This window comes from Roseobacter sp. OBYS 0001 (assembly GCF_019654895.1).
Lineage (GTDB): Bacteria > Pseudomonadota > Alphaproteobacteria > Rhodobacterales > Rhodobacteraceae > Roseobacter > Roseobacter litoralis.
This window is the reverse complement of record NZ_BPES01000002.1, coordinates 339565-362860: the sequence shown is the minus strand read 5'-3', so window position 1 is coordinate 362860 and position 23296 is coordinate 339565. Positions and strand designations below refer to the sequence as shown.

General features: G+C 59.0%; 26 protein-coding genes. 12 read left to right on the top strand and 14 right to left on the bottom strand.

Annotated features, from left to right (window positions below; all coding sequences use genetic code 11):
- Positions 1-66 precede the first annotated feature (66 nt).
- The 6 genes from K5Q35_RS07240 to K5Q35_RS07215 are packed head-to-tail and all read right to left on the bottom strand — an operon-like array spanning position 67 to position 6229.
- Positions 67-1173 carry a PotD/PotF family extracellular solute-binding protein gene (locus K5Q35_RS07240; RefSeq protein WP_013964080.1) on the bottom strand — a complete coding sequence of 369 codons (1107 nt, stop codon included), beginning with the start codon at positions 1171-1173 and terminating at the stop codon, positions 67-69.
- A gap of 44 nt (positions 1174-1217) precedes the next feature.
- Entirely contained in the window at positions 1218-2324 is a 1107-nt protein-coding gene (locus K5Q35_RS07235; RefSeq protein WP_220799040.1) for an NAD/NADP octopine/nopaline dehydrogenase family protein, read from the bottom strand.
- Positions 2321-2908 (bottom strand): peroxidase-related enzyme, encoded by a 588-nt coding sequence (locus tag K5Q35_RS07230; protein ID WP_220799039.1) that lies wholly within the window; start codon positions 2906-2908, stop codon positions 2321-2323. The genes K5Q35_RS07235 and K5Q35_RS07230 overlap by 4 nt, the downstream gene beginning before the upstream one ends.
- On the bottom strand, positions 2908-3387 hold the full coding sequence (locus tag K5Q35_RS07225) for a hypothetical protein (protein ID WP_220799038.1): 480 nt from the start codon (positions 3385-3387) through the stop codon (positions 2908-2910). Before K5Q35_RS07225 ends, K5Q35_RS07230 begins: the two co-directional genes overlap by 1 nt.
- Positions 3384-4856, bottom strand: a complete 1473-nt coding sequence (locus tag K5Q35_RS07220; protein WP_220799037.1) for an NAD(P)-binding domain-containing protein — start codon at positions 4854-4856, stop codon at positions 3384-3386. Before K5Q35_RS07220 ends, K5Q35_RS07225 begins: the two co-directional genes overlap by 4 nt.
- A 35-nt stretch (positions 4857-4891) precedes the next feature.
- On the bottom strand, positions 4892-6229 hold the full coding sequence (locus K5Q35_RS07215; RefSeq protein ID WP_220799036.1) for an MFS transporter: 1338 nt from the start codon (positions 6227-6229) through the stop codon (positions 4892-4894).
- A 181-nt stretch (positions 6230-6410) separates the two neighbouring features.
- On the opposite strand from K5Q35_RS07215, the gene K5Q35_RS07210 reads away from it, so the two are divergent.
- Positions 6411-7127, top strand: a complete 717-nt coding sequence (locus K5Q35_RS07210) for a VIT1/CCC1 transporter family protein (protein WP_220799035.1) — start codon at positions 6411-6413, stop codon at positions 7125-7127.
- An 18-nt stretch (positions 7128-7145) separates the two neighbouring features.
- On the opposite strand, the gene K5Q35_RS07205 is transcribed toward K5Q35_RS07210, so the two are convergent.
- Together K5Q35_RS07205 and K5Q35_RS07200 are read right to left on the bottom strand one after the other, a co-directional pair.
- Positions 7146-7754 carry an enoyl-CoA hydratase/isomerase family protein gene (locus tag K5Q35_RS07205; RefSeq protein ID WP_220799034.1) on the bottom strand — a complete coding sequence of 203 codons (609 nt, stop codon included), beginning with the start codon at positions 7752-7754 and terminating at the stop codon, positions 7146-7148.
- Positions 7751-8500 carry an SDR family oxidoreductase gene (locus K5Q35_RS07200; RefSeq protein ID WP_220799033.1) on the bottom strand — a complete coding sequence of 250 codons (750 nt, stop codon included), beginning with the start codon at positions 8498-8500 and terminating at the stop codon, positions 7751-7753. The genes K5Q35_RS07205 and K5Q35_RS07200 overlap by 4 nt, the downstream gene beginning before the upstream one ends.
- 133 nt (positions 8501-8633) lie before the next feature.
- On the opposite strand from K5Q35_RS07200, the gene K5Q35_RS07195 reads away from it, so the two are divergent.
- The 6 genes from K5Q35_RS07195 (at position 8634) to lpxK (ending at position 14893) form a co-directional block, all read left to right on the top strand.
- The gene (locus tag K5Q35_RS07195; protein ID WP_220799032.1) at positions 8634-10142 is read left to right on the top strand and encodes a DUF2125 domain-containing protein; all 1509 of its coding nucleotides are present in this window, start codon (positions 8634-8636) and stop codon (positions 10140-10142) included.
- Positions 10143-10226: 84 nt separating this feature from the next.
- The gene (locus tag K5Q35_RS07190; RefSeq protein ID WP_220799031.1) at positions 10227-11573 is read left to right on the top strand and encodes a TldD/PmbA family protein; all 1347 of its coding nucleotides are present in this window, start codon (positions 10227-10229) and stop codon (positions 11571-11573) included.
- Complete coding sequence (locus K5Q35_RS07185; protein WP_044025473.1) at positions 11560-12336, top strand: 3'(2'),5'-bisphosphate nucleotidase CysQ; 777 nt, start codon at positions 11560-11562, stop codon at positions 12334-12336. Before K5Q35_RS07190 ends, K5Q35_RS07185 begins: the two co-directional genes overlap by 14 nt.
- Before the next feature lie 78 nt (positions 12337-12414).
- Positions 12415-12657 (top strand): DUF4170 domain-containing protein, encoded by a 243-nt coding sequence (locus K5Q35_RS07180; RefSeq protein WP_013964068.1) that lies wholly within the window; start codon positions 12415-12417, stop codon positions 12655-12657.
- A gap of 6 nt (positions 12658-12663) precedes the next feature.
- Positions 12664-13911 (top strand): 3-deoxy-D-manno-octulosonic acid transferase, encoded by a 1248-nt coding sequence (locus K5Q35_RS07175; protein ID WP_220799030.1) that lies wholly within the window; start codon positions 12664-12666, stop codon positions 13909-13911.
- A complete protein-coding gene (lpxK, locus tag K5Q35_RS07170) occupies positions 13898-14893 on the top strand; it encodes a tetraacyldisaccharide 4'-kinase (protein ID WP_220799029.1) in 996 nt (331 codons plus the stop codon). Before K5Q35_RS07175 ends, lpxK begins: the two co-directional genes overlap by 14 nt.
- 78 nt (positions 14894-14971) lie before the next feature.
- On the opposite strand, the gene K5Q35_RS07165 is transcribed toward lpxK, so the two are convergent.
- Both K5Q35_RS07165 and K5Q35_RS07160 read right to left on the bottom strand, forming a co-directional pair.
- Complete coding sequence (locus tag K5Q35_RS07165; RefSeq protein ID WP_220799028.1) at positions 14972-15643, bottom strand: DsbA family protein; 672 nt, start codon at positions 15641-15643, stop codon at positions 14972-14974.
- Positions 15644-15656: 13 nt separating this feature from the next.
- Complete coding sequence (locus K5Q35_RS07160) at positions 15657-16166, bottom strand: DUF721 domain-containing protein (RefSeq protein WP_220799027.1); 510 nt, start codon at positions 16164-16166, stop codon at positions 15657-15659.
- 84 nt (positions 16167-16250) lie between these two features.
- Between K5Q35_RS07160 and mutY the strand changes: the two genes are divergently transcribed.
- Positions 16251-17318: an A/G-specific adenine glycosylase gene (gene mutY / locus K5Q35_RS07155; RefSeq protein ID WP_220799026.1), complete on the top strand. Its 1068-nt coding sequence runs from the start codon at positions 16251-16253 to the stop codon at positions 17316-17318.
- Between the two features lie 190 nt (positions 17319-17508).
- On the opposite strand, the gene K5Q35_RS07150 is transcribed toward mutY, so the two are convergent.
- The 3 genes from K5Q35_RS07150 to K5Q35_RS07140 all read right to left on the bottom strand — a co-directional run bounded on the left by K5Q35_RS07150 (position 17509) and on the right by K5Q35_RS07140 (position 20022).
- On the bottom strand, positions 17509-18606 hold the full coding sequence (locus tag K5Q35_RS07150; protein ID WP_220799142.1) for a site-specific DNA-methyltransferase: 1098 nt from the start codon (positions 18604-18606) through the stop codon (positions 17509-17511).
- 89 nt (positions 18607-18695) lie between these two features.
- A complete protein-coding gene (locus tag K5Q35_RS07145) occupies positions 18696-19325 on the bottom strand; it encodes a ribonuclease HII (protein WP_220799025.1) in 630 nt (209 codons plus the stop codon).
- A gap of 199 nt (positions 19326-19524) precedes the next feature.
- On the bottom strand, positions 19525-20022 hold the full coding sequence (locus K5Q35_RS07140) for a hypothetical protein (RefSeq protein ID WP_220799024.1): 498 nt from the start codon (positions 20020-20022) through the stop codon (positions 19525-19527).
- Positions 20023-20046: 24 nt separating this feature from the next.
- On the opposite strand from K5Q35_RS07140, the gene K5Q35_RS07135 reads away from it, so the two are divergent.
- From K5Q35_RS07135 to K5Q35_RS07120, 4 genes are all read left to right on the top strand, one after another.
- Positions 20047-20199 (top strand): hypothetical protein, encoded by a 153-nt coding sequence (locus K5Q35_RS07135; RefSeq protein ID WP_158308174.1) that lies wholly within the window; start codon positions 20047-20049, stop codon positions 20197-20199.
- Positions 20196-20483 carry a hypothetical protein gene (locus tag K5Q35_RS07130; RefSeq protein WP_013964059.1) on the top strand — a complete coding sequence of 96 codons (288 nt, stop codon included), beginning with the start codon at positions 20196-20198 and terminating at the stop codon, positions 20481-20483. Before K5Q35_RS07135 ends, K5Q35_RS07130 begins: the two co-directional genes overlap by 4 nt.
- Before the next feature lies 1 nt (position 20484).
- Complete coding sequence (locus tag K5Q35_RS07125; RefSeq protein ID WP_220799141.1) at positions 20485-21159, top strand: hypothetical protein; 675 nt, start codon at positions 20485-20487, stop codon at positions 21157-21159.
- A gap of 78 nt (positions 21160-21237) precedes the next feature.
- A complete protein-coding gene (locus tag K5Q35_RS07120; RefSeq protein ID WP_220799023.1) occupies positions 21238-22008 on the top strand; it encodes an HpcH/HpaI aldolase/citrate lyase family protein in 771 nt (256 codons plus the stop codon).
- Here the strand turns inward: K5Q35_RS07120 and K5Q35_RS07115 are convergent.
- Positions 22005-23156, bottom strand: a complete 1152-nt coding sequence (locus K5Q35_RS07115; RefSeq protein WP_220799022.1) for a DUF3095 domain-containing protein — start codon at positions 23154-23156, stop codon at positions 22005-22007. The two genes, K5Q35_RS07120 and K5Q35_RS07115, sit on opposite strands and share 4 nt — an antisense overlap.
- Positions 23157-23296 lie beyond the last annotated feature (140 nt).

Genomic DNA, 23296 nt, shown 5'->3' with positions numbered 1-23296 from the left:
TTTGGTGGAAAAGTTCAGGGTCCCCGCCCGCCGGAAAGGGGCGCGCGGGGAGAAGTTAGCGCAAGATCAGGCGGCTTTGACCGCTTCGACGGCCGGATCAACCAGTTCGTATTTCATCTTGTTCGCCTCGGCGCGGAAGAACTGCAATCTGGCCAGTTCCTCATCCGGGAAGGCCGTTGATTTCTTTTCCAGATCCGTGAGGTGGTTCGATGCATCCTTGTAGGTCGAAATAAAGCCCGATGCCTTGGTCATGGCCGCGCCAATCTCGGGCGAGGCGAGGATCGCATTGATGAACGTATAGGCGTTGTCCACATTCGGCGCGTTGTTGGCGATATTATAGGTATAGACAAAGCCGTAGGACCCTTCCTCGGGGATGGTCATCGCCAGCGGGAAGCCATCGTTGATCAAGGCCGCCGCAGGGCCGTTCCAGCTGTGACCAAGCGCGATGTCCTGATTGACGAACATCTGCTGAATTTCGGCACCGCTGTCGTAGTATTTGCGCACCAGCGGTTTATGCTCGATCAGGAATTGCTTGGCCTCTTCGACGATGGCGGCGGCTTTTTCCGGATCGTCCATATAGGCGACCATATTACCGTCATAGCCCATCTTGAGCATGATGATCGACATCATGTCCTGAATGATATAGGCGGTTTGACCTTTGAATTTCTCGGAGAACAGAGCGTTCCAGCTTTTGACTTCATCCGCGCTCACCAGATCGGTGTTGTAGGACAGAACCTCCATGCCCGACAGGATCGGCGCGCCCCATTTGTTGCCGTTGATCGTGGCCCAGTCGCTTTCGGAGAACGTCGGGTTGATGTTGCCCCAATTCGCCAGACGGTCGGTATCCAACGGTGCCAGCAATTCGCTGTCGATGAACTGCAGGAACCGGTGCCCGGCAACCGTCATGATATCGACCGTCGGGTTCGGGGCTTCGGCGGCCAGCAAGTTGAACTGCTTGCCCTGATCGTCCACGAGGCGGACGTTGACCTTGATGCCGGTTTCAGCTTCGAACTGGTCCTTGAAGGCGGCGGGCACAAAATCGTTATAGGTCCAGATGTTGACCTCCCCGCCCGAAGCGGATGCACGGCGCAGATACGCCGGGCTGGCAAGCGCCACACCCGTCATCGCAGCAGTGCCCAGAAAGCGGCGGCGGTCGTAAATCAGTTTCGTCATGTCTCAGGTCTCCTTGTTGGGTGAAGTGATTTCCGCATCGTTTATTATTGTGGCACCGATGGTGCCGTCCCGAGCAGGCCGCTACGGGCGGCCTGCGTCAGGTCATCAAGGGTAAACTTATCCAGCTCCAGTGCTGCCAAAAGCGCATTCTCCTTGCTGAAATCACGGGCGTACATGGCGGAAAATATCGCGATCCCCGCCTCGTGCAGCGGCGCAGGTGTCCCGGCAAGCTGGCCCAGAACAGCGGTCAGTTGCAACCCATAGGGCACATCTTCGGTCACATATCGACTGTCGGCACTGGCAGGTCCGGTGCCGCCATTGCCCTGCGCGTGCATCTGTTGGTTCATCTCGGAAATCGAGGCCACGGGCACATGAAAACTCAGATGGAAGTGCTCGAATATGGTCTTGACCTGCAACCCCAGCGCCTCGGCAATGGCAAGCCGTTCCAGATCAAGCTGCTCCAGCAACCGCCCCACGGTTGGGGTCACATTCTGGCCCTGGCTCCATGTCTCGCCCCGCTCCATCCGGGTGATGTTGCCAAGGGCGATGCCCATGTGGTTTTGCGGGTTGAGGTTGGACAGGGAGATCGCCAGCAACCCGTCGCGCTGCTGGAACCGGTCGCCGAAAAGACGTTTGCACTCATCAAGGGCGCGGTCCGACTGCGTGTCAGGCACGGTGCAAAGATCAACGCGTTTGCGCACGGTATTGACCTGCACGGCACTGCCGGTCTGCCGCCTGCCGGTCACGACCGTCGTCCCCCATGCGGTAATGGGCGCTTTGATGCCGCGCGCCGCCAGCAGTTGCATCATATAGACCGCCCCCAGGGATGCATGGGAGGAAATGATGACATGCTGTCCGTCGCGGATATGCGGTGCCAGCGCGTCCATGACCGCCTTGTGCCCATAGGCGGGCAGGGCCAGCAGCAGAATGTCGTTTTCCCGCGCCAGTTCCGCGGCAGAACCCGCGATGCGCGGTTCGAACGTGACCTCAATTGCGCCCGAAGCCTGCAGTGGTGCAGTTTTCAGCGCCTCGGTCCCGGCACCGGAAGGGGACCAGAGCATCGGATCATGCCCCTGTTCATGCAACAATGCAGCGGTGCCAAAGGCAACCGAACCTGCCCCGGCGATCCCTATGCGTACCGCGTCGCTCATGCGTCCTCCGTCTTGCGCACAGGATCACCGAGCACGTGCATCAAACGGTTGGCCCAACCAAAAAGAGCCGCCGACAGGATCAGATCAAGGATTTCCGCATCCGACAAACCGGCCTGCCGCAACGCCTCCATATCCGCCGCGCCGGCGGTGGGTGGTGCCTCTGCTGACTTGCGGGCGAAGTCGAATATCGCCCGGTCTCTGGGATTCAGATCGGCCTTTTCGCCTGCGGCGAACAGGGCATCCGTTGTCGTCGTGTCTTTCTCGATCTTGGCATGACGATCCGCATGCACAGCCGCACAATAGATGCAGCGGTTGACCATGGATGCCGCCAGCGCGCCCAACTCGCGTTCCGAGCGCGACAGCCCGCCAGCGTCATACATGATCGCGTTGAACAAAGGCGAACGCACCTTGAGGCTTTCCACGTCATGCGCCAGCGTCAGCACATAATCCGACACTTTGGTATTTGACGGTGTGACCTGAAGCGCCTCAAGCTGTTCCGGTGTGGCGTCGGCCAGTTTGACCGGCGTCAGGCGTGGCTGCCAATGGGGGACATTGCGGGTGAATTTATGAATGACACGGGCCATCACGCGGCCCCTTGCATCAAACGCAACCCGGCGATGAGGCGGGTTTGATAGGCCAGAAACGCCACCAGTTCACAAAGCCGCACGATATCCGCATCCTCAACGCCTGCCGTCTGCAAGCCGGAAACATCCTCAGCCGCAATATCGCGGGTCTGATTGGCGACCTTGTCGACAAAGGCCAGAACGGCGGACAGTCCCTGCGCCGCCCCGGTTTCAGTCGGATCAGCCAGCGCGGCCTTGTCCCCTGCCTTTGCAAGGTAGTGGGACGCCAGCGCATCATCCTCCGCCAACCTTGCAACCCGCGCCGCCAATGCCGCCCGCAGATCGTGGCCAAAAGCACCGGCATCGCGCGGGCGTAAAACCGCATCCTCGGCGGCCTGCGTCATTTCGATGATGTTGTGCCGACCGCTGATCGCTTCGGCAGTCTTACCACCGACCTCAACACCCGCCACGCGCAGGCTGGTCGTTTCGAATATGCTCATGCAACGCGCCCTTTTTGCGGCTCTGGGTGGGCATCGAGGGGGGTTGCCTCCCACTCGTCGCCTTTCAGTTCAGGCGTGTCGTAAGCCTGCATGCCCTCCCAATGCGCCTCGATATCCTCGGCATATAGCTTTGCCGCCACGGCGCGCGACAACCAGGCAGCACCCTCGCTGATACCGGGAATATCGCCGCTGACCTTACCCAGACTGGCCGAAGCCCCGTAGTTGAAACAATAGACGTTGGCGAGCCATGGGGCCGTGCCGGGCTGTTTTTCGCGAAACGTAAAGTCCGGGTTCAAATAGGGGAAACGGCCAAGATCACCTGATTTTTCATCCTCCGGCGGAGTGTAGACGTCCTGCCACAGCAGGATGTCACCCGCTGTGTCCCCGAATTCGCGCCGCGCCATGGGGTCGATCACAAATCCCGTGCCCAGAATGACGAAATCCGCTTCGTAAAAGGTGCCATCGGCGAAATGAATGATCGCTCCGTCGCCCTGTGGGTCGATCCGGGTCGTGGCCTTGCCGAAATGGAAATAGGCGTTGTCATGGCGGCTGACACGTAGGGTTGAGCCGTGCGGCGGCGGGGTCTGTGTCGCAAAGCTGTATTGCATGAAGCGCCAACGCCATTCATCGGGCAGATCGGCAAACCCCGCTGTGAACCCAAAACTGCCGATCCCCATCATCTTGTTGATCGTCGGCATTTCCTTGCGGCGGATCAGGTGGCGCACTTCGGCAGCCCCATGCTCCAGCGCTTCGGCGGCGTTGTCCACGGCAGAAGCCCCGACACCGATAACCGCGACCCGCTTGCCCGCAAGCCGGGTAAAGTCGATTTCATCCGCACTATGCGCCCAAAGATGGCCCGGCAGGTGCTTGATGAAGTCAGGGATATTAGGCCCCCCCGTCCCATCCCGACCCGTCGCAAAGATCAGTTTGCGGGTCAGGATCGTTGGTGTTTCGGCCCCTTTGACGGTGAGGCGCAGCAAATCGCCCTCTGGCTCCACATGATCAACCGAGATGCCGTTTTCCACCGGAACCTCCAGCACGGTGCGATACCATTGCAGATAGGCCATCCACATTGGTCGCGGAATTTTATCCAGCGCATCCCATTTCGCGGCCCCAAATTGCGCGCGATACCATGCCTGAAACGTCAAGGCGCCGTGCCCGAATGCAGGACCGGTCAGCATCTTGGGCGAGCGCAGCGTCTCCATCCGCGCATAGCTAAGCCATGGACCTTCGCGCCCGGTCTCTGCCCGGTCAAGAACACGCACATTCTGGATGCCGCCCGTCGCCAGCCCCAGCCACGCGACCATGCCACACATCCCACCGCCGATGATGACCACATCGGTGACGCCCTCGCGCTGCGGCACCCAAGCTTTGCCGGGATAGCACAAAAACGCCAGATCTTCCTTGATCCGACCTTCAAGTGCGGGCAAACCCATGGCGTCGATTGGCGAGAAATCCTTAACCGTCATAGCCCTCTTCCTGCAAAAGTCCTGTCATTTCAGCATCAAACCGACTGCTCTGTCCAGATCGGATGCAGCTCGTCGATGCGAAAAGCGTGTATGTGGCGGTGCTGCGCGCCATAGGCGGGCACCTGTTGTAGATGCGGATGATCGTCTGGCAATTCCGGATGGCTGTGCGCCAGATCCAGAGGATCATCCACAGGCCACACCCGAAGCGCAATCAATGTCAGAACGATCGATATCAATGAAAGATACAAAAGAGCCGTTTCGAGCGACAGCAAGCTACCCAACCAGCCGGCCAACGGATAGGCAATCAGCCACCCGGCATGGCTGGCAGAAAACTGAGCAGCAAATACCGAAGCGCGATCCTTTTGAGCCGCAGACTTGGTGATCACCAAACCGCCGGGTGTCAGCACGAGGGACGATGCCACACCAAAGGCCACCCAGACCGCGCCCAGAAACGGCATTTGCGGCGCGGGCAGGAGTGAAAAGGCGACACCAACACCCGCAAAACCCAATGCCCCTAGGATCATCGCCCGGCGTTCGCTGATGCGGGTCAGCAATCTCGGTACGGTGACAGCCCCCAAAGCTGCACCAGCGCCGTAACAGGCCATCAGGATGGGAAAGTAATGTTCGGAATCGCCCAGTCGCGTGCCCGCATAAACCACGGAGTTGACCAGCACCCATGCCATGGACAGGGAGAGCGACAGGTTCAACAGAAATAATCCCCGTAGACGCGGTGTGTGACAGTAGATCCAAAACCCATGGCCGACCCGTTTCAGGAACGGCCCTTTGCGGGGGGCTTGTGTGCCGGTTGGAAAGCGTGTCAGCAACAGCGCCAGCACAGAACCTGCAAAAGCAAGTGCAGCGGCGTAAAACAGAGCCTCCCCCGCCACGATCTTGAGCATGACCGCTGCAATGACCGGGCTCATGACGGCTTCCGTCGTGTAGGCGACGCGCGACCACGCCAGCGCTTTGGTATAGGCGGCCTCCTGAGGCAAAATGTCCGGGATCACCGATTGGAACAGCGGCGTGAACCCAGCGGCCAGCACGAAAAACGCAAAGGCCAGCGTGGCGACTTGCCAAGGTTGCGTGACAAAGGCCATGGGCAAGAGCAACAGCAGACGCCCCATGTCCAGCGATACCATTGCGCGCTTGCGCGACACCCCTGATAACAGGGTTTCTGCAAGCGGCGCGAGCATGACATAGGCCACCATTTTCAGCGCCAGCAGCAGCCCCAGAATTTGCCCGCCCGCAACGGCGCCGCCAATCCGAAACGCCGCAAGCGACAGCGCGACCGTGAGCAACCCGACCCCGATCAAGGAGCAGATCTGCGCGGCGAATAGTCGACGAAACGTCGGGCTGGATAGCGGGCTGCTCAAGACGTGAAATCCCTTCGGGTGTACGGGCCAGCATAGAAGTTAACGTCGTGGGATCAACATGATAGTGGCAGCGCAAGTGTCCCGCAGCCCCGCTGGATCCGTTGCGCAAAAAGAGGCATTTGGCCGCCAGTCCCTTGATCTTGCTCAATTACGGCGCGTTTCAATCGTGTAGATTGAAGGCATGACACAGGAACACGGACACAGCCCGACAGAAATAGCCCAGCGCCTTTCGATAGGTCAGCGCGCGGGGCACCTCAAGGATATGATCTACGGCGGCATTGATGGGGCGGTCACGACCTTCGCCATCGTCGCCGGGGTCGCAGGGGCAGGGCTGTCGCACCACATTATCGTGGCTCTGGGTGTGGCGAACATCATCGCTGACGGCTTTTCAATGGCGGCCAGCAACTATTCAGGCACCAAGGCGGAACTTGATGACCGAAAACGCATTGTTCAGGTCGAAGAGCGCCACATCGAACAACACCCCGAAGGTGAATTGGAAGAATTGCGTCAGATCCTGCAATTGCGCGGCCTGTCCGGCACCGTGCTTGAAGAGGCCACGACGGCTATTTCCCAAAGCAAGACGAATTGGATTGGCCTGATGCTGACGGATGAATACGGGCTGTCGCGTGTTGAACCGGAACCGATGAAAGCAGCGCTGGCAACATTCGCGGCCTTTCTCGTGGCCGGCAGTATTCCCCTGATCCCTTTCCTGCTGAACCTTGATGCGGCTTTTTCGATTTCAATTTATGCGACTTTGTTGACGTTCTTTCTGATTGGCACCGGAAAAAGCAGGTGGTCTTTGTCAAAATGGTGGAAATCAGGGCTTGAGACGCTGTTGATAGGCGGCGTCGCGGCATTGCTCGCGTTCTCGGTCGGGAGCCTTTTTCACCCCGGATAACGCGGGATTATCCATGGGTTAGCGGCACATTTTCTTGATGCCCGTCGCGATTGAACTGTTCGCTGCGACAGTATCCGCGACCAGCGTTTGCGCGACCGCCATCAGATCATCCGGTGCAACGATCCGGTCGATCAATCCGAATGCCAGCGCCTCATCCGCTGCGATCTTTTGACCGCCCATCAGGATCAGCTTGGCCCGCGACGGCCCGATCAGGGCAGCCAGCCGACCCGGATCGCTCGGTTGCGGTAAAAACCCCAGTTTCATGACCGGGTAGAAGAATTTCGCACTTGGCACGGCGATACGCAGATCACAGGCCAGCGCCATACCAAAGGCGCCACCGGCCAGCGTTCCGTTCAGCGCAGCCACCGATAACCCCGGCAGACTTGCAACAGCCTGCGATAGTTCTTCCCACAGCGGCGATGTGGCCAGACCGGCGCGCGCAGCTTCCAGATCAGCCCCCGCGCTAAAGACTTTACCTCTGCCCGACAGGATCACGGCGCGCGCTGTCTGTGCGGCGCGCATCGTGTCCCTGAGATCGACCAACATCTGCTCAGTCAGGGAATTCGCTTTTTCAGGGCGGTTCAGCGTGATGGTCCAGATGTCGCCCGTGCGATCAACATCAATCATGTCAAACCGACCTTCCGGCGGATGCCCTCGTCGCGCAGCGATATTTCGCGCCCACACCATTCATCCGCCTCGGCGCTGCACATCCACAACAGGGCGCGGGCGGGCCAGTCGGCGGGGATATGAACCTCCCACTCCAGTTGGCTGACCGGGTTTATGCCGCTCGATTTGATCTCACGCTGCATTTGCGTGGCGACAGTGCCGGGCGACAGGCCCATGGCCCGGATACCGTGCTGCGATTCCTCATGATCGAGACAACGGGTCAGCATATGCGCCCCGGCTTTCGAGGTGCAGTAATGGCTCCAGGCTTCGACCGGCCCATGCGCGGCACCCGAACTGATGGTGATGATGGTCCCGCCGCCTGCGGGCTTCATAACCTGCAAAGCGGCATGCATACCGTAGAAAACACCCTTCAGGTTCACATCAATGACGTCAGCCCAGGCATCCGGCTCAGCCTCCGCCAGATGGGAAATCGGTTCGATCGCCCCCGCATTGTTGATCAGAACATCGAGACTGCCGAACATTTCTTGTGTCGCGGCAACGGCCTTGGCCATGTCACTGTAGCGCGCGACATTGCAGGGGATGGCAACTGCCCGCTCCCCAATTTCGCCAGCCAGATCCGCAATCTGTTGCTGACTGCGGGCCAAAAGGGCGACATTGGCCCCCGCTTGCGCGAAAACGCGGGCCGCTTCGGCGCCAATCCCGCGACTCGCCCCCGTGATCATCACCGTTTTTCCTGTCATATTCATGTTACCGCACCTCCACTCAGGTTGTTATTGCTGTGGTAAACCCCCAACTGTTAAGCGTCCAGCCCATCGGCTCTTGACCATCGCAGGACGTTGGCAGACCATGCGCGCTTAACCGTGTAAAAAGGATCGCTTTATGCCCCGTATCATGCGCCGTTTTATGGCGAGCACTGCCCTTGTTCTGATCGCACCCGCCGCCTTTGCGGAGCTTTCAGCAGATGACGTCTGGAGTGATTGGAAAACCTATATCAGCGGTCTTGGGTATTCCGTGACCGGGCAGGAAACGCGCGCGGGCGATGTGTTGACCGTCACCGGTGTGGCGATCACAAGCGGTGATGCAAGCCTTGGCGGCGGCAGCATTTCAATGGATCGGGTCGTGCTTACGGAACGTGCCGATGGCACGGTGACGGTTGCCCTGCCCACAGTGATGCCATTTGAGATGGCGACCCCGAACGACACCGGCAGCATCACCCGCGTTTCTGCGGACTACCGACAAACCGGCCTGAGCATCGTGGCGTCAGGCACCCCGAATGACCTGCAGTATGACTATTCAGCGCAGACGGTTTCACTGGAATCAACCGGTTTTGAAGTGAATGGGCAGGTTTTGCCCGCGCAGAGCAATGCGTTTGTGATCACTTTGGATGATATCTCAGGTACGACAGATATGGTGCTGGATGCCCATCGGCGATACACGCAGGATATGGAAATTGGCGCGGCGCGCTACGCGCTCAAAGCGAGCGATGCCGCCTCTGGCGGTAGCAGCGACATGTCAGGGCAGATGCAGTCCTTGACATTTGATGGGCAAAGCACCCTGCCCCTGCGTGCCGTTGATACAAACAACGTCGAGGCGATGCTTGCTGCAGGATTCACGGCCGGTGGGACGTTTAACTACGCCGCAAACGCGCTGACTCTGAATGTCACGTCGCCGACTGGGCCATCGGATGCATCGGTGATCAGTCAGTCAGGTCGCATCGGCGTGACACTGGGTCAGGACGGGCTTACCTATGATGCGGCACAAGACGACATGCAGGTGGAAATGACCTCGCCTCAGTTCCCGCTGCCGATCAATTTCAACGTGGCCCAGACAGCGATGAACATCGCGATGCCCATTCGCAAATCCGAGGCACCGGACGATTTTGCACTGGGCTTTACGCTTGATGGCTTCACCATGTCCGACATGCTCTGGGGGCTTTTTGATCCCGGCGGGCAACTGCCCCGTGACCCTGCGACCATCGCGCTTGACCTGGCCGGGAAGGCGCGTTTGATGTTCAACTTCCTCGACCCGTCAGTGGCCGCTGAGATCGACCCCGGCGCGGCACCGGCTGAAATCGACAAGCTCGACATCAACCGTATGCAGATCACAGTCGCTGGCGCGGAATTGGTCGGCAACGGCGCGTTTGAGTTCGACAATAGCGCGGAGGGTGCACCCAAGCCTGAGGGGGCGGTTGATCTGACCCTGACGGGTGCAAATGGGTTGATCGACAAACTGGTGGCGGGCGGCTTGTTGCCCGAGGAACAGGCCATGGGTGCACGTATGATGATGGGCTTGCTTGCGGTGCCCGGAAACGCGCCGGATACGCTCAACTCAAAGATCGAAATCAACGATCAGGGCCATGTGATGGCAAACGGGCAGCGCATCCAGTAACCACGCAGACGCGGTTTTTGAGCGCAGCCCTTGCAGAGGGGGAGCGAGGCCGCTACCTCAAACCCACCTCTAACGGAGCATATGATGACGCAGGCCCTCAGCGATCTGAACGAACAACTCTTGCAGGCTGCCCGGCGCGCGGGGGCTGATGATGCCGATGCGATGGCCGTGCGGGGCACGTCCCTTGGCATCGAAGTGCGCCACGGCGCGTTGGAACAGGCTGAACGTTCGGAAGGCATCGACATTGGTCTGCGCGTCTTTCTCGGCCAGCGCAGCGCGATTGTCTCGGCCTCCGACACACGTTCGGATACGCTTGAAGATATGGCCGAGCGGGCCGTTGCCATGGCAAAAGAAGCCCCCGAAGACCCCTGCGCCGGACTTGCCGACGCCGATCAGATCACCCAAGGCTACGACATCGCCGCCTTGGAATTATATGACCCCACACCGGAACCATCGCCTGCCGCGCTGCAAGAGGACGCAGCCCGCGCCGAGGCCGCAGCCCTTGGCAACCCGCAAGTCAGTCAGGTGCAATCCGCCTCCGCCGGGTATTCATCGCGCGAGGTGCATTTTGCGGCCACCAACGGATTTCGGGGGGGCTATGCGCGCACCGACCGCGGCCTGTCCTGCGTCGCCATCTGCGGCACCGGCACCGAGATGGAGCGGGATTACGATGGCGACAGCCGGATTTTTCAATCGGACCTGCGCAGCCCTGAGGACATCGGCACCCGCGCCGCTGCGCGCACTGTTGAACGCGCAGGCGCGCGCAAGCCCCCGACCGGCAGCTATCCGGTTCTGTTCGACGAACGTGTTTCCTCAACGCTGATTGGTCACTTGTTGATGGCGGCGAATGGATCCTCCGTGGCGCGGGGTGCGTCCTGGCTGCGCGACGCGAAAGGCGAGCAGGTTCTGCCATCAGGCATCAGCTTGCATGAGTTGCCCCACAGGCCCCGCACCTCTGGCTCCCGCCCCTTTGATGCCGAAGGATTGCCAACCAAGGCGCGTGACATCGTGGCAGATGGTGTGCTGACCGGCTGGACCATGGACCTTGCAACGGCGCGCAAACTGGGCATTTCCTCGACAGGGAACGCCGCGCGCAGTGCCTCTTCGGGGCCAAGCCCCACAACGTGGAATGTCACACTCACCCAAGGGGATCAAAGCCGCGCAGACCTGATTGCCGACATGGGCACGGGCCTGCTGGTCACCTCGATGATCGGCTCGACGATCAATTCCAACACTGGGGATTATTCCCGTGGAGCCGCAGGCATCTGGATCGAAAACGGTGAGATGACATATGCCGTCAACGAATGCACGATTGCGGGAAACCTGCGGGATATGCTGTTGAACATAGTCCCCGCAAACGATGCACGCGCACATCTGAGCCGGGTCGTGCCCTCGCTTCTGGTGCCGGGGATGACACTTGCAGGCGTCTGACCTTGATCTGATCACAGACGCAATCGTCATGGCCGGCCGCGTTGCGACCAGTTTCAGCGGCCAGAGTGCACAAAGCTGGGACAAACCCGGCGGTGCTGGCCCCGTGACCGAAGCCGATCTGGCTGTTAACACCTATCTTGAAACCGTCTTGCGGCTGGCACGGCCAGACTACGGATGGCTCTCTGAGGAGAGCGAAGACACAGGCGAGCGCCTGTCGCGCGATACGGTGTTCATCATCGATCCGATAGACGGCACCCGCAGTTTCGTGGATGGCTCAAGCACCTGGGCGCATTCGGTTGCCATATCCCACAAAGGCCGCATTACCGCAGGCGCCGTCTATCTGCCGCTGCGCGGATTGCTCTATACGGCGGCGCGGGGCAAAGGGGCCATGCTGAATGGTTTGCCTATTTCGGTTTCCACCGCAAACGATATTGAAAACGCAGAAGTATTAGCTGCCAAACCGATGATCGCAGCGGATCACTGGCCCAACGGCGTGCCGGGATTCAACAGATCACACCGTCCATCTCTGGCCTATCGTCTGGCGCTGGTCGGACAGGGTCGTTTCGATGCCATGCTGACCTTCCGACCAACGTGGGAATGGGATGTCGCCGCAGGTTCCCTGATCGTCGAAGAGGCACAAGGGACGTCCACGGACCAGTCCGGCAAGCCACTGCTTTTCAACAATCGTGACCCAAGGCTCAATGGCATGGTGGCGTCGGGCAAACCGTTGCACTATAGCCTGATGCAAGCACTCGCGCAGTAAAGCGGGGGCACCGCTTGACCGCGACGGGCATATCAGCAACCCTGAATGCACCCGCGTTTCGTTTTGAGGACTGCTTGCATGGCACAAAGGCTACATCTTGTTTTTGGCGGTGAACTGGTTGATCCCAGTAAGAATACGTTCAAAAATGTCGACGACATCCACATCGTCGGAATTTACGCAAATTATGCTGGCGCTTTCGACGCCTGGAAAGCCGAGGCGCAACGCACGGTGGACAATGCGCATATGCGGTATTTCATCGCGCATATCCACCGGTTGCGTGACGAGGAAACCGCCGCCTCCTCCACGGAAGAACTGGAGTAATTCACTATGGCCCGTTCCATCGGGCTGACGGCCTATCGCGCGTTGTCCAAACGCTCCACCGAGCGGGCTTATAAGCCACGTGGAAAACGCCCGCGTGGCACCTTGGTATGGATACACGCAGGTGAGCCGGAAAATATGCTGGCGGTTCAGGATCTCGCACAGCGCTTGTGCAACACCCGCTTTGGGGTTCATGTTCTTATCACGCTGCCCGACCCTGCATCCTATGAGCAAACCCTGCACAGCTGGGTGCCCCATGATCTGATCCAGATTGAACAGATCCCAAGCGAGCACCCCCATGCAATCACGTCCTTTTGGCGGTATTGGATGCCGGAGGTTGCGATCTGGGCGTGGGGTGATCTGCGGCCCAATCTGGTGGACAAGGTACATGCGGCCGGGTGCCCAATCGCGCTGATTGATGCCGATGAGGCCGGGTTCGACGGCAAGCGTGACCGGTGGCTTCCGGAGCTTTCGCGCCAATTGCTCGAACCCTTTGTCGCCATTATGGTCCGCTCAAACGCCGCTGTGCAGAAATTGCAGGCTCTGGGTGTTGAAACCGCGCGGATCGACAAAAAGCCACCTCTGCAGGCGGGCGGGAATGCGCTGGCTTGCCGCGAGGCGGATCTGACTGATTTAACCGAAACCCTGCGGGGGCGGCCCGTGTGGCTGGCAAACAATGTTCAGGAAGAAGAACTGCCAATTATCCTGCAGGCGCATCGGCAGTCGCTCAGGCTGTCCCATCGTTTGCTACTGGTACTGCATCCCGCCCATGGTGGTCTTTCTGAGGTATTTGCCGAGAAAATCGTGGCGGATGGTCTGCGAAAAGCAGACTGGACCCTCGGAGAGGAGCCCGATGATGCAAGCCAGGTTTTACTGACCGAAGATCATGGCGACCTTGGTCTTTTTTATCGCCTTGCACCTGTGACCTTCATGGGCAGCTCACTCGTTGCGGGCTATAGTGGGCGCAATCCTTTTGAAGCCGCAGCGCTGGGTTCAGCGGTTTTATATGGACCCAATGTGCGTCGCTTCATGCCATTCTATTCACGACTGGCCAAAGCGGGCGCGGCACGGATCGTCAAGGATGGCGAGACCCTTGGGGCCGCGGTCACGCAGTTGATCGCACCTGATCAGGCGGCAGCAATGGCGCATGCAGGCTGGGATGTGGTCAGCGAGGGGGCGGACTTGACCGACCGCGTCATTGATCTGGTCCAAGCGGCATTGGACGGCGAACTGGAGACGACACATGCGCGCCCCTGACTTCTGGTACACGCCTCCGCATGCGCCGTCGGTCTTTGCACGGCTCTTACAGCCGCTTGGGGCAGTCTACGGCATTGCAACAGCCCGTCGTCTTGCAAACGGCAAACCTCTGAAATTGGATGTACCTGTCATTTGCGTTGGCAATCTGAACGCCGGCGGGACCGGTAAAACGCCCACGGTCATTGCGGTGCTGACGACGCTCATGGATATGTTTGAAACGCCGCATGTTGTCACGCGCGGGTATGGGGGCTCTCTTAAGGGGCCAGTTCAGGTAGATCCGTCTCAACACAGTGCAGAGCAGGTCGGGGATGAGCCTTTGCTGCTGGCGGCCTTTGCCGAAGTGTGGGTTGCGCGCGATCGTGCCGCAGGCTGCACAGCCGCCGTAAAAGCAGGCGCGAGCGTGATTGTGCTGGATGATGGGTTTCAAAACCCGTCCGTCCACAAGGATTTCAACCTGATTGTTGTTGATGCTGAAAAGGGATTTGGCAACGGGCGGTGTCTGCCTGCGGGCCCCTTGCGCGAACCGGTGGACGTCGGTCTGCAACGTGCTGATGCTTTGCTGTCTATTGGCACGGCGGATGCACAAGCACGATTTGACACCAGCATCCTGCCCCGCGATTTGGTGCACATCCGGGGCGCATTGACCCCGCTGCAAACGGGTATGGACTGGTCCGACATGCGCGCGATTGCTTTTGCCGGTATCGCGCACCCGGAAAAGTTCTTTGCGACCTTGCGCTCTTTGGGCGCAAACGTTGTGCACAGTGAACCGCTGGATGATCATCAGCCGCTGAGCACGGCCCTGATGACACGCCTCGAAGCAGATGCCAAAAGGCATAACGCGCAGCTTGTAACCACCGAAAAAGACGCCGCACGCCTGCCGAACAGTTTCCGCACCAAAGTGATTACGCTGCCCGTTCGTCTGAGTTTTGAGGGTCAGGAAAACGCGTTGGCAGACCTGCTGAAACCCGTTTTGAACCCTTGAATACGAGACCTTGATCAGGCCAGCTAGACCGCCAGCCTGATTAGATACCCTGTGTGACGTATTCCTTGCGCGCCCGGATCACTCCGCTGCGGCGTCGATCGCTTCGGCCATTTCCGCATAGGACATGTTGCTGTATTTCTGGCCGTTGATCAGGAAACTTGGGGTGCTTTCAATGCCGTCGGCTGTTGCATTTTCCTGGTACCAAGCGACGAGTGTCTGCGCCTTGTCACCATTTTGCAGGCAGGCTTCCATCGTGTCGCGATCCAGACCAGCCAGCAGGCCGACCTTGCGCAGTTCGTCAACGATCGCTGCCGGTTCACCCGCGCGGGACCATTCAGACTGATTTTGATAAATCAGATCGCTCATCCCGAAAAACGATTCTGGCGTGCCGGCACAGCGCGCGATCATCGACGCCCACAGCCCGTAGCGGTCAAAATACACCTCGCGGTAAACAAAGTTGATCTTGCCCGTGTCGATGTAATCGGTCTTGAGTTGCTTGAACGGCCCCTCATGGAACCGGGCGCAATGCGGGCAGGTGTAGCTTGCATATTCAATCACGGTCACAGGCGCGTCAGGGTTCCCAAGCGACATATCAACAATCGTGGAGGTATCGATATCAGCCGCCTCTTGCGCGTTTGCAGCCCCCAGAGGGTTCGCAGGCGTCACCGGGTTTGTGCCCGGCGACGTAACAAAATAGGCCCCAAGGCCGATGACTGCGACTGCAGCCGAAATAATCATCATACGCGACATAGCGTTTCCCTTTTCATCGGTTTGTCTTGTTCAGAATGTTCTCGCCCAAAAGCGCCAGCGCACTTCTGAGCCCTTCGTCCGCGACAGGCTGAACGGTGTCAGCCGCTTTTTGGCGCAGCGCAGGGTCGATTGGGGCGGTCTTTGGCTTGGCATCACCAAGTATGAAATCCACCTGTCCTTCGGCAAATCCAGTCGCTGCGGTTTGTGTCACACGCACACGCGCGATAGCATTGTAGCCGTAAACCGCATTCACCCGCGCGCGCAGCTTTTCCTTTTCCATCTCCAGCATGGGCGCGTTGGCCCCGGTGGTCAGTAACGTCAGCGTCGCCCCTAGCCCGCCACGTCCATAGCTGACCTCAACCGGGCGGGAAATTCTGGCAATTGCGTCGCCTGCTACTTCTTTCCAATGGGTCAGCAAACGGCTTTGTGCAAAGCCACGTGTTTCAGACGCCGTGCGAATACGCTGCGTCAGCAGGCTCGAAGTCCGGGTAAATCCTTTTGTACTGGCGCGGCGAGGCGGCATCGCTATGTTCCTTGAAACGTCGATCTAGCATAGCGTCGGAAGTGCTGCGCAACCAGCCTTACTGCGCCCCAAAGGATATAAACATTGCGTGACAATGCAAATGACCCACTGGTTCTGAGCGATGCGATCCTTGCGTGGTACGACGTGCATGCGCGCAATATGCCGTGGCGCGTGCCACCGCAGAACCGCCGGGCTGGGCAAATGCCGGACCCCTACAGGATTTGGCTGTCCGAGGTGATGCTGCAACAAACCACGGTCGCCACGGTCAAAAGCTACTTTGAAAAATTCACCGCCCGCTGGCCGACGGTGCGTGATCTGGCGGCAGCCAAAGACGCTGATGTGATGGCGGAATGGGCAGGTCTTGGGTATTATGCACGCGCGCGAAACCTGCTGAAATGCGCACGCACAGTCGATCAGGACTATGGCGGCGCATTTCCAGCCGATCATGCCGAATTACTGAAACTGCCCGGCATCGGACCCTACACGGCTGCGGCGATTGCCTCGATTGCTTTCGATCTCAGGCATACGGTGCTTGATGGGAACGTCGAACGCGTGATGGCGCGCTTGCATGACATTCACGTCCCCTTGCCCGCGTCCAAACCGATCCTGATGGAAAAGGCGGACGCGCTGACGCCCGCAGATCGCCCCGGTGATTACGCGCAGGCGGTCATGGATCTGGGCGCGACGATCTGCACCCCGAAGTCACCCGCCTGCGGCATCTGCCCGTGGCGTGACCCTTGCACCGCGCGCGCAGAGGGGACCGCCGCCGGTCTGCCGAAAAAGACGCCGAAAAAAGCCAAGCCAACCCGTCATGGCACGGTCTTTCTGGCTCGGCGGGCGGATGGCGCGTGGCTTTTGGAGACGCGGCCCGACAAAGGTTTGCTTGGGGGGATGCTGGGCTGGCCCGGATCAGACTGGATCGATGTCGGCCATCCCCTGCCCGAGGCCCCGCCGCCTTGCGCGGCCGAGTGGCAGTTGATCGACGGCGAAGTGCGTCACACGTTCACACACTTCCACCTGATCCTGCATGTGTTTCGCGCGCAGGTGGCCATCGACACGAAACCCGAAACGGGGGAATTTCGCGACGCTGCAGAATTCAAACCCACCGATCTGCCGACGGTCATGCGCAAGGCCTTTGACCTCGCAAGGTGATCCGGTGCCAGCGAAAAATTCCTATGCCACCGACCCCTTTCACCATGTCGCGGTTATAACGCCAGAACGTTTTATAGACGCAAAGACAAAAAAACCCCGCCAATAAAGGCGGGGTTAAGGTGAGTGCCCCTCACAGGCAGCCTTGTTCAAAAAGGCCACAGGCACCGGCGGTGTTCAAATGTTTGAATGTCTAGTTTGTCATTTCTGAGCGGATTTGCTGGCGCAGAACGTCGATTGGAACTTTTTTGCCATCCTGTTTGAACGTCCAATAGGTCCAACCGTTGCAGCTGGGTGCGCCTTCGAGATGCGCACCGACCTGATGGATCGATCCTTTGACGTCATTCCCAATCAATGTGCCGTCGGCCCGCACCTTAGCAACTTGACCACGAGGCGAATAAAGCGCTTCGCCCGGGCGCAGCATGCCACGCTCGACCAGCTGCCCGAACGGCACGCGCGGCTCGGCACGTTTGGACACGCTGACCTGCAAGGCTTCACGGTCAAACTTGCGCACCTTGGCGATGCGTTTTTCGGCGACCTTGCGATAGGCCGCTTCGCGTTCGATGCCGATGAAATCACGGCCCAGCATCTTGGCCACTGCCCCGGTCGTTCCGGTGCCAAAGAAAGGATCGAGAATGACGTCGCCGGGGTTCGTGGCCCCCACCAGTACCCTATGCAGCAGGCTCTCCGGTTTCTGTGTCGGATGGGCCTTGTCGCCATTCTCGTCCTTCAAACGCTCATGACCCGTGCAGATCGGCAGCACCCAGTCAGAGCGCATCTGAATGCCCTCGTTCAGCGCCTTGAGCGCCTCATAATTAAATGTGTATTTACTGCTCTCGTCACGACCCGCCCAGATCATCGTTTCATGGGCATTAGTGAACCGCTTGCCGCGAAAATTAGGCATCGGGTTGGATTTGCGCCAGACCACGTCGTTCAGAATCCAATAGCCTTGGTTTTGCAGTTCGGCCCCCACGCGAAAGATGTTGTGGTAGCTGCCGATGACCCAGATTGCCCCATCAGGTTTAAGGATACGGCGCGCAGCCTTCAGCCACGCCTTGGTGAAATCATCGTAGACCTTAAAGCTGGCGAACTGATCCCATTCATCATCCACCGCATCCACGCGGCTGTTGTCAGGCCGGTGCAGATCGCCCTTGAGTTGCAGGTTGTAAGGCGGATCCGCAAAAATCAGATCGACGGACGCCTCCGGCAGACTGTTCATCACCTCGATACAGTCGCCATCAATAATCGTGTTCAAAGGAAGCGCCGCAGCACTTTTGGTCTTTGTCATCATCATTCTGCCTCTGGTCCCGGTGCATTTTGCACTCGTTCGTTGGGAGTAAGATGAGTCAAAGTCGATTCGCGGTCAAATTCTTTATTGAATCAAGGCTTTACGATTTTATCTTGATACAACATATGGTGTACCGGTTTGAAGGTACGTCTATGGTGTGGGGTTACCCCAAGATTTCGCAACGCAGATATGTGGCTTTTCGATCCATATCCCATGTTCTTCTCCCAGCCATAGCCCGGATGCTGTTGCGCTAAATCCACCATGATCTTGTCGCGGGCTATTTTGGCGATGATTGAGGCTGCGGAAATCGACAGACATCTGGTGTCGCCCTTGACCACAGGTTGTGCGCGCAGATTTAGCCCCTGCGGCACCATGGAGCCATCGATGAGCACATAATCCGGTCGCAGCCTGAGGCCGGCAAGCGCGCGCAACATCGCCATGTGACTGGCGCGCAGGATATTGTGTTGCTCGATCTCTTCAACACTGGCGTGGCCAATACTGATGTCTGCGCTACTGGCCAGCGCTTCGCCCAGCAGGTTGCGCCGTTTTGCGCTCAACTGTTTGGAATCGTTCAACCCGTCAGGAATGTTGGCCGGATCAAGCACCACCGCCGCCGCTGTCACAGGTCCGGCGAGCGGGCCGCGCCCGACTTCATCAACGCCTGCCACGCGCAGCGCGCCCAGCGCCATTGCGGCCTCTTCCATCTCAAAATTCGGTTCCATGGGCTTTCTTCCAATGTCTCGCCATCCGGCACAAGGCCCCGGCTGCCGCTTGCGGGGTATTTACTGCGCTGAGAACGAAAAAACGCCCCCGGTAACCGGAGGCGCAGAACTCGTTAAAAAGGAGGGAAGACGCCCGAACGCCCTCCCTCAGGTGCAAGGCCGCTTTGAAGGGACCGATACGGCCTTGGACTGACCCGCTTTAATCGCGGGCCAATTGGTAACCCGCGCGGCGCAGACAGCGGGCGCCATAGCCCACGCGGTTTTTACTATTCGTGCGAAACTTTACTTTGCAGGCCTGCGGTAACTGGCGTGTCGCGCCATAGTTCCGCTCAAGACAGGTTTTCCCAAAGACACGGTAGCGCCCGTTGCCGGTGTTAAAACTGCGCAAACAATCGCCGGGCAACAGCCAGCGGTTTACGCGACGTGGCGAGCGGCCCGGTGTCGCGCGTTTGATCACATGGTCTTTATAGCGCGCATTGGAATGGATCACCGAGGACCGGTTATGCGGCGCGCGTTTCGCTCGCTTGTCCTTTTTGTCATCATCCAGCTGGTTCTGGATGACCGCCCCGACAACCGCGATACCAACAATGGCAGCCAACGTGCGGGCCAGGTCTTCATTTGCGCGCGCGGGTGTGTTTCCGATCACCGCAACTGCGATCGCTGCGCTTACCACTGTGGCAATAAATCTACGTGTCATGGGGCAGGTCCTTATCTGATGTGCATGGGGCAGCCTTTGGGTGCTGCCGTTCTGGACACAAACTGGGACGGACCCGTGCCGACAGACAATATCGTGGGATGGTTATCCGATATCACATGGCTCAGACCCCTTTTGTTATTGAATATCGCGGTGATCCTGCGCAGGTTCTTCACATGAGATATTCTGTCATTATCAGCGCCGCACTTGTCGCCTTATGCATGGCGCAGCCCGGCATGGCCGCCGGGTGCTATGCCGATTACAAGGCGAAACAGGACGATCCGCTGCGACTGCATTACGGGGTTGCGGAGGTTTCTGAATGTTCCAAAAAGGCGGCCCGCGCGGAACTGACTGCCCGACTTGCGCCAAAGGGGTGGACGCTGCTGAACGTGATATCGGTCTTTGACCAAAGCGGGCTGGCGGAAAGGAAAGACAGTGCAGGACCAAACTACCTCCGCTACTGACATGCGCCGCTCGGGTGGGCGGATCGTTGGGTATGGCATTGCGGGAATTCTCGCCATTCTTGCGGTCGGGGTCGCGATGCTGTTCTGGGCCTTGCCGGATGCGAATGCGTTTAATGCGCGGGTCGAAAAGCTATTTGTGGAGAACGACGATCTGACCACGCAGGCGGAAATCAAACTGCTTGAGATTCTCGCACAATCCGGCACCGCCTTTTCTGAAACCCTGATGAGTTACCGCGTGGTGATATTCGTGCTTTTGGTCTTTGCCACGGCCATGCTGATCGCGGCACTGGTCTTTCTGGTGATGCTGGTCGGTTTCAACCGGCGTATGGCGCAGATCGAACGGGTCGGCATACAGGTGAATTCGCTGCTGATCAGCCGCGAGGAAAACACGGTCTACCTCAACAATCTGGGCTTCAAACTGACCGACGCCGCGATGGAGACGATGTCGGTCCTTGCTGAGGCGCGCATGGATGACGATGTTCTGTCCGGTTCAGAGATCGAAGGCATGATTTCAGGGCGCAAGGCGATCGATTGCGAAGAGGCCGCAGGCGCCACACGGATCAAACGCTTGCGCGACACGCTTGGCAACCAGATCGTATCAGAGCTGTTGGTCAAGAACATCGCGCGGCGTGGCTATATGCTCGCCATCGACAAGGACGTGATCAAAGTTATCTGAAACCGCGCGCTGCACTGGTGTTTCAGCGCGTGAACGTCCAGAACAGACCCCGCAAATACCCCAAAAAGGAAGCCTGATATGTCCGCGCCACTGAACACGTTCAAAATATCCCTGTCCGAAGGGGAGACGCTTTTTGGCTGCTGGATGAGCATGGCCGAGGGCTACACCGCAGAGATATTGGGCAATGCGGGGTTTGACTGGTTGCTGATTGATGGCGAGCATTCGCCCAATGATGTGCGTTCGATCCGCGACCAGATGATCGCGCTGAAAAGCAGTGACAGCCACCCTATCATCCGCGTGCCGGTGGGCGAGACGTGGATCATCAAGCAAATGCTCGACCTTGGGGCCCAGACGATCCTCGTGCCCATGGTGGAAACCGCGGAGCAGGCGCAGGAACTCGTGCGCGCCTGCCGATACCCGCCGGAGGGCAGGCGTGGCGTGGGCTACGCGGTGGGGCGTGCATCAGGCTTTGGCCAGATCGAAAACTATGGCCCGACCGCGGATGCGCAGACGTGCCTGCTGGTGCAGGTTGAGAATAAAACCGGCCTTGATAACCTCGACGCTATTCTTGCGGTCGATGGCGTTGACGGTGTGTTCATTGGCCCGGCAGATCTGTCTGCAAGCCTCGGATACCTTGGGCAGACCATGCACCCGGACATGCAGGCGACAATCCTGAAAACCATCAAGCGGATCAGCGACAGCGGCAAGGCCGCAGGTATTCTGACCACGGACGACGGTATGATCAAGGCGTCCTTGGATGCCGGTGCCCGGTTTGTTGCTGTTGCCATGGATATCGCGATGCTTTTGAACACCGGGAAATCAATCGCTGCCAAGTGGAAACAAGGTTAACGCGTCTTCATCTGCGCGGCCGCCTGCGTATATCCCCCCGCTGCCCCATCAATGAAATGCAGATGGTCGTCGGTAAGGATCGACGGAACGATACAGGTCATCATGGCCTCGTCCTGTGTGGCCATCCCAAAGCGAACGATGCCCCGATCAGCCGCAGCGGTAAGGACCGCTTGCAGGCGCGTCTGGGTTTTTGCATCGCAATCCAGCGTCATCTTTAACCCGTCATCCAGCTTTCTGAAATCAGCGTTATCCGCAACAACCCGCGCATAGCGTCGCGCATCAAACCCGCCAATTTTCAGCCCGGTACGGATCAGGACCCAAGCGACCAGTGCTTCGAACAGCGCCTTGCGCCGCGCGGCACCCAGCAATCCGAACCCGCGCGCGGCATGAGCTTCAAGCGTGGCACCCGCCGGTGGCCAACGTGAGACCATGCCGACCTGAGGGGCCGGATGACCGCCCCGGTCCAACTGCTCCGCCACATCAATGACCTGCTTATAGACCTCCGCCACATCTGCGGCGTCCGCTTCTGGCATTGCGGCGACCACCAGTGACAAGATTTTGCCGTTGCGCGCTTTCATATGGGCCCAACGGCACGACAGGCCGGTCAAATCCGGTATCGTCCCGGCAGCGGCGGGGGCAACGACGTAGCGCTGCCTTTTCATTTCCGTCTCCGCCCAGAGCAGCCCGCCACCGGCAAACATCGCATAATCCGCCCCCGGTGAGGCCTGAAACCGGGCGACTTGCACATCGTGACCCGCAGTGCGCGCGTCGGCCACCGGCACCAATGCCACCCGCATGCCAATGTCAAATTCTGCGCGCGCCCAAACCGCGACCGCCGCCAATGCCTGTTGTGCCGCCGCAGCCTCATCCGGGCCAATTGCAAATCCGGCTCCGTCGCCACCAAAGACGAATGGAAACGGCTGCCCATCCAGCGCGTTCATTACCGCTGATATGACTGCCGCCCCCACCATATTGACCGTCTTATATCGCCCGGCGGCGACTTCTCCGGTGGAATTCACGATATCAGCGACGCCAATCTGCCAATCATCCGGCAAGGGCGTGTATCGACCAAGGTCCGTCAGGTGATCAAAGCTCGTTTCACGCGGCAAGCCATCGTAAAAATTATCCCCCTGATGGTGAGAAACCATAGACTTGCACCTCTTTGCCCCATGTTCCACGTATCACAAAACGACCTGCGCACTCTATGCCGCAGCACGGGCAGGCACGACGGCCCTTTCCACAGGGGGCTGAGCGGTATAAGACGCGCCCACCATCACATCAAACACAT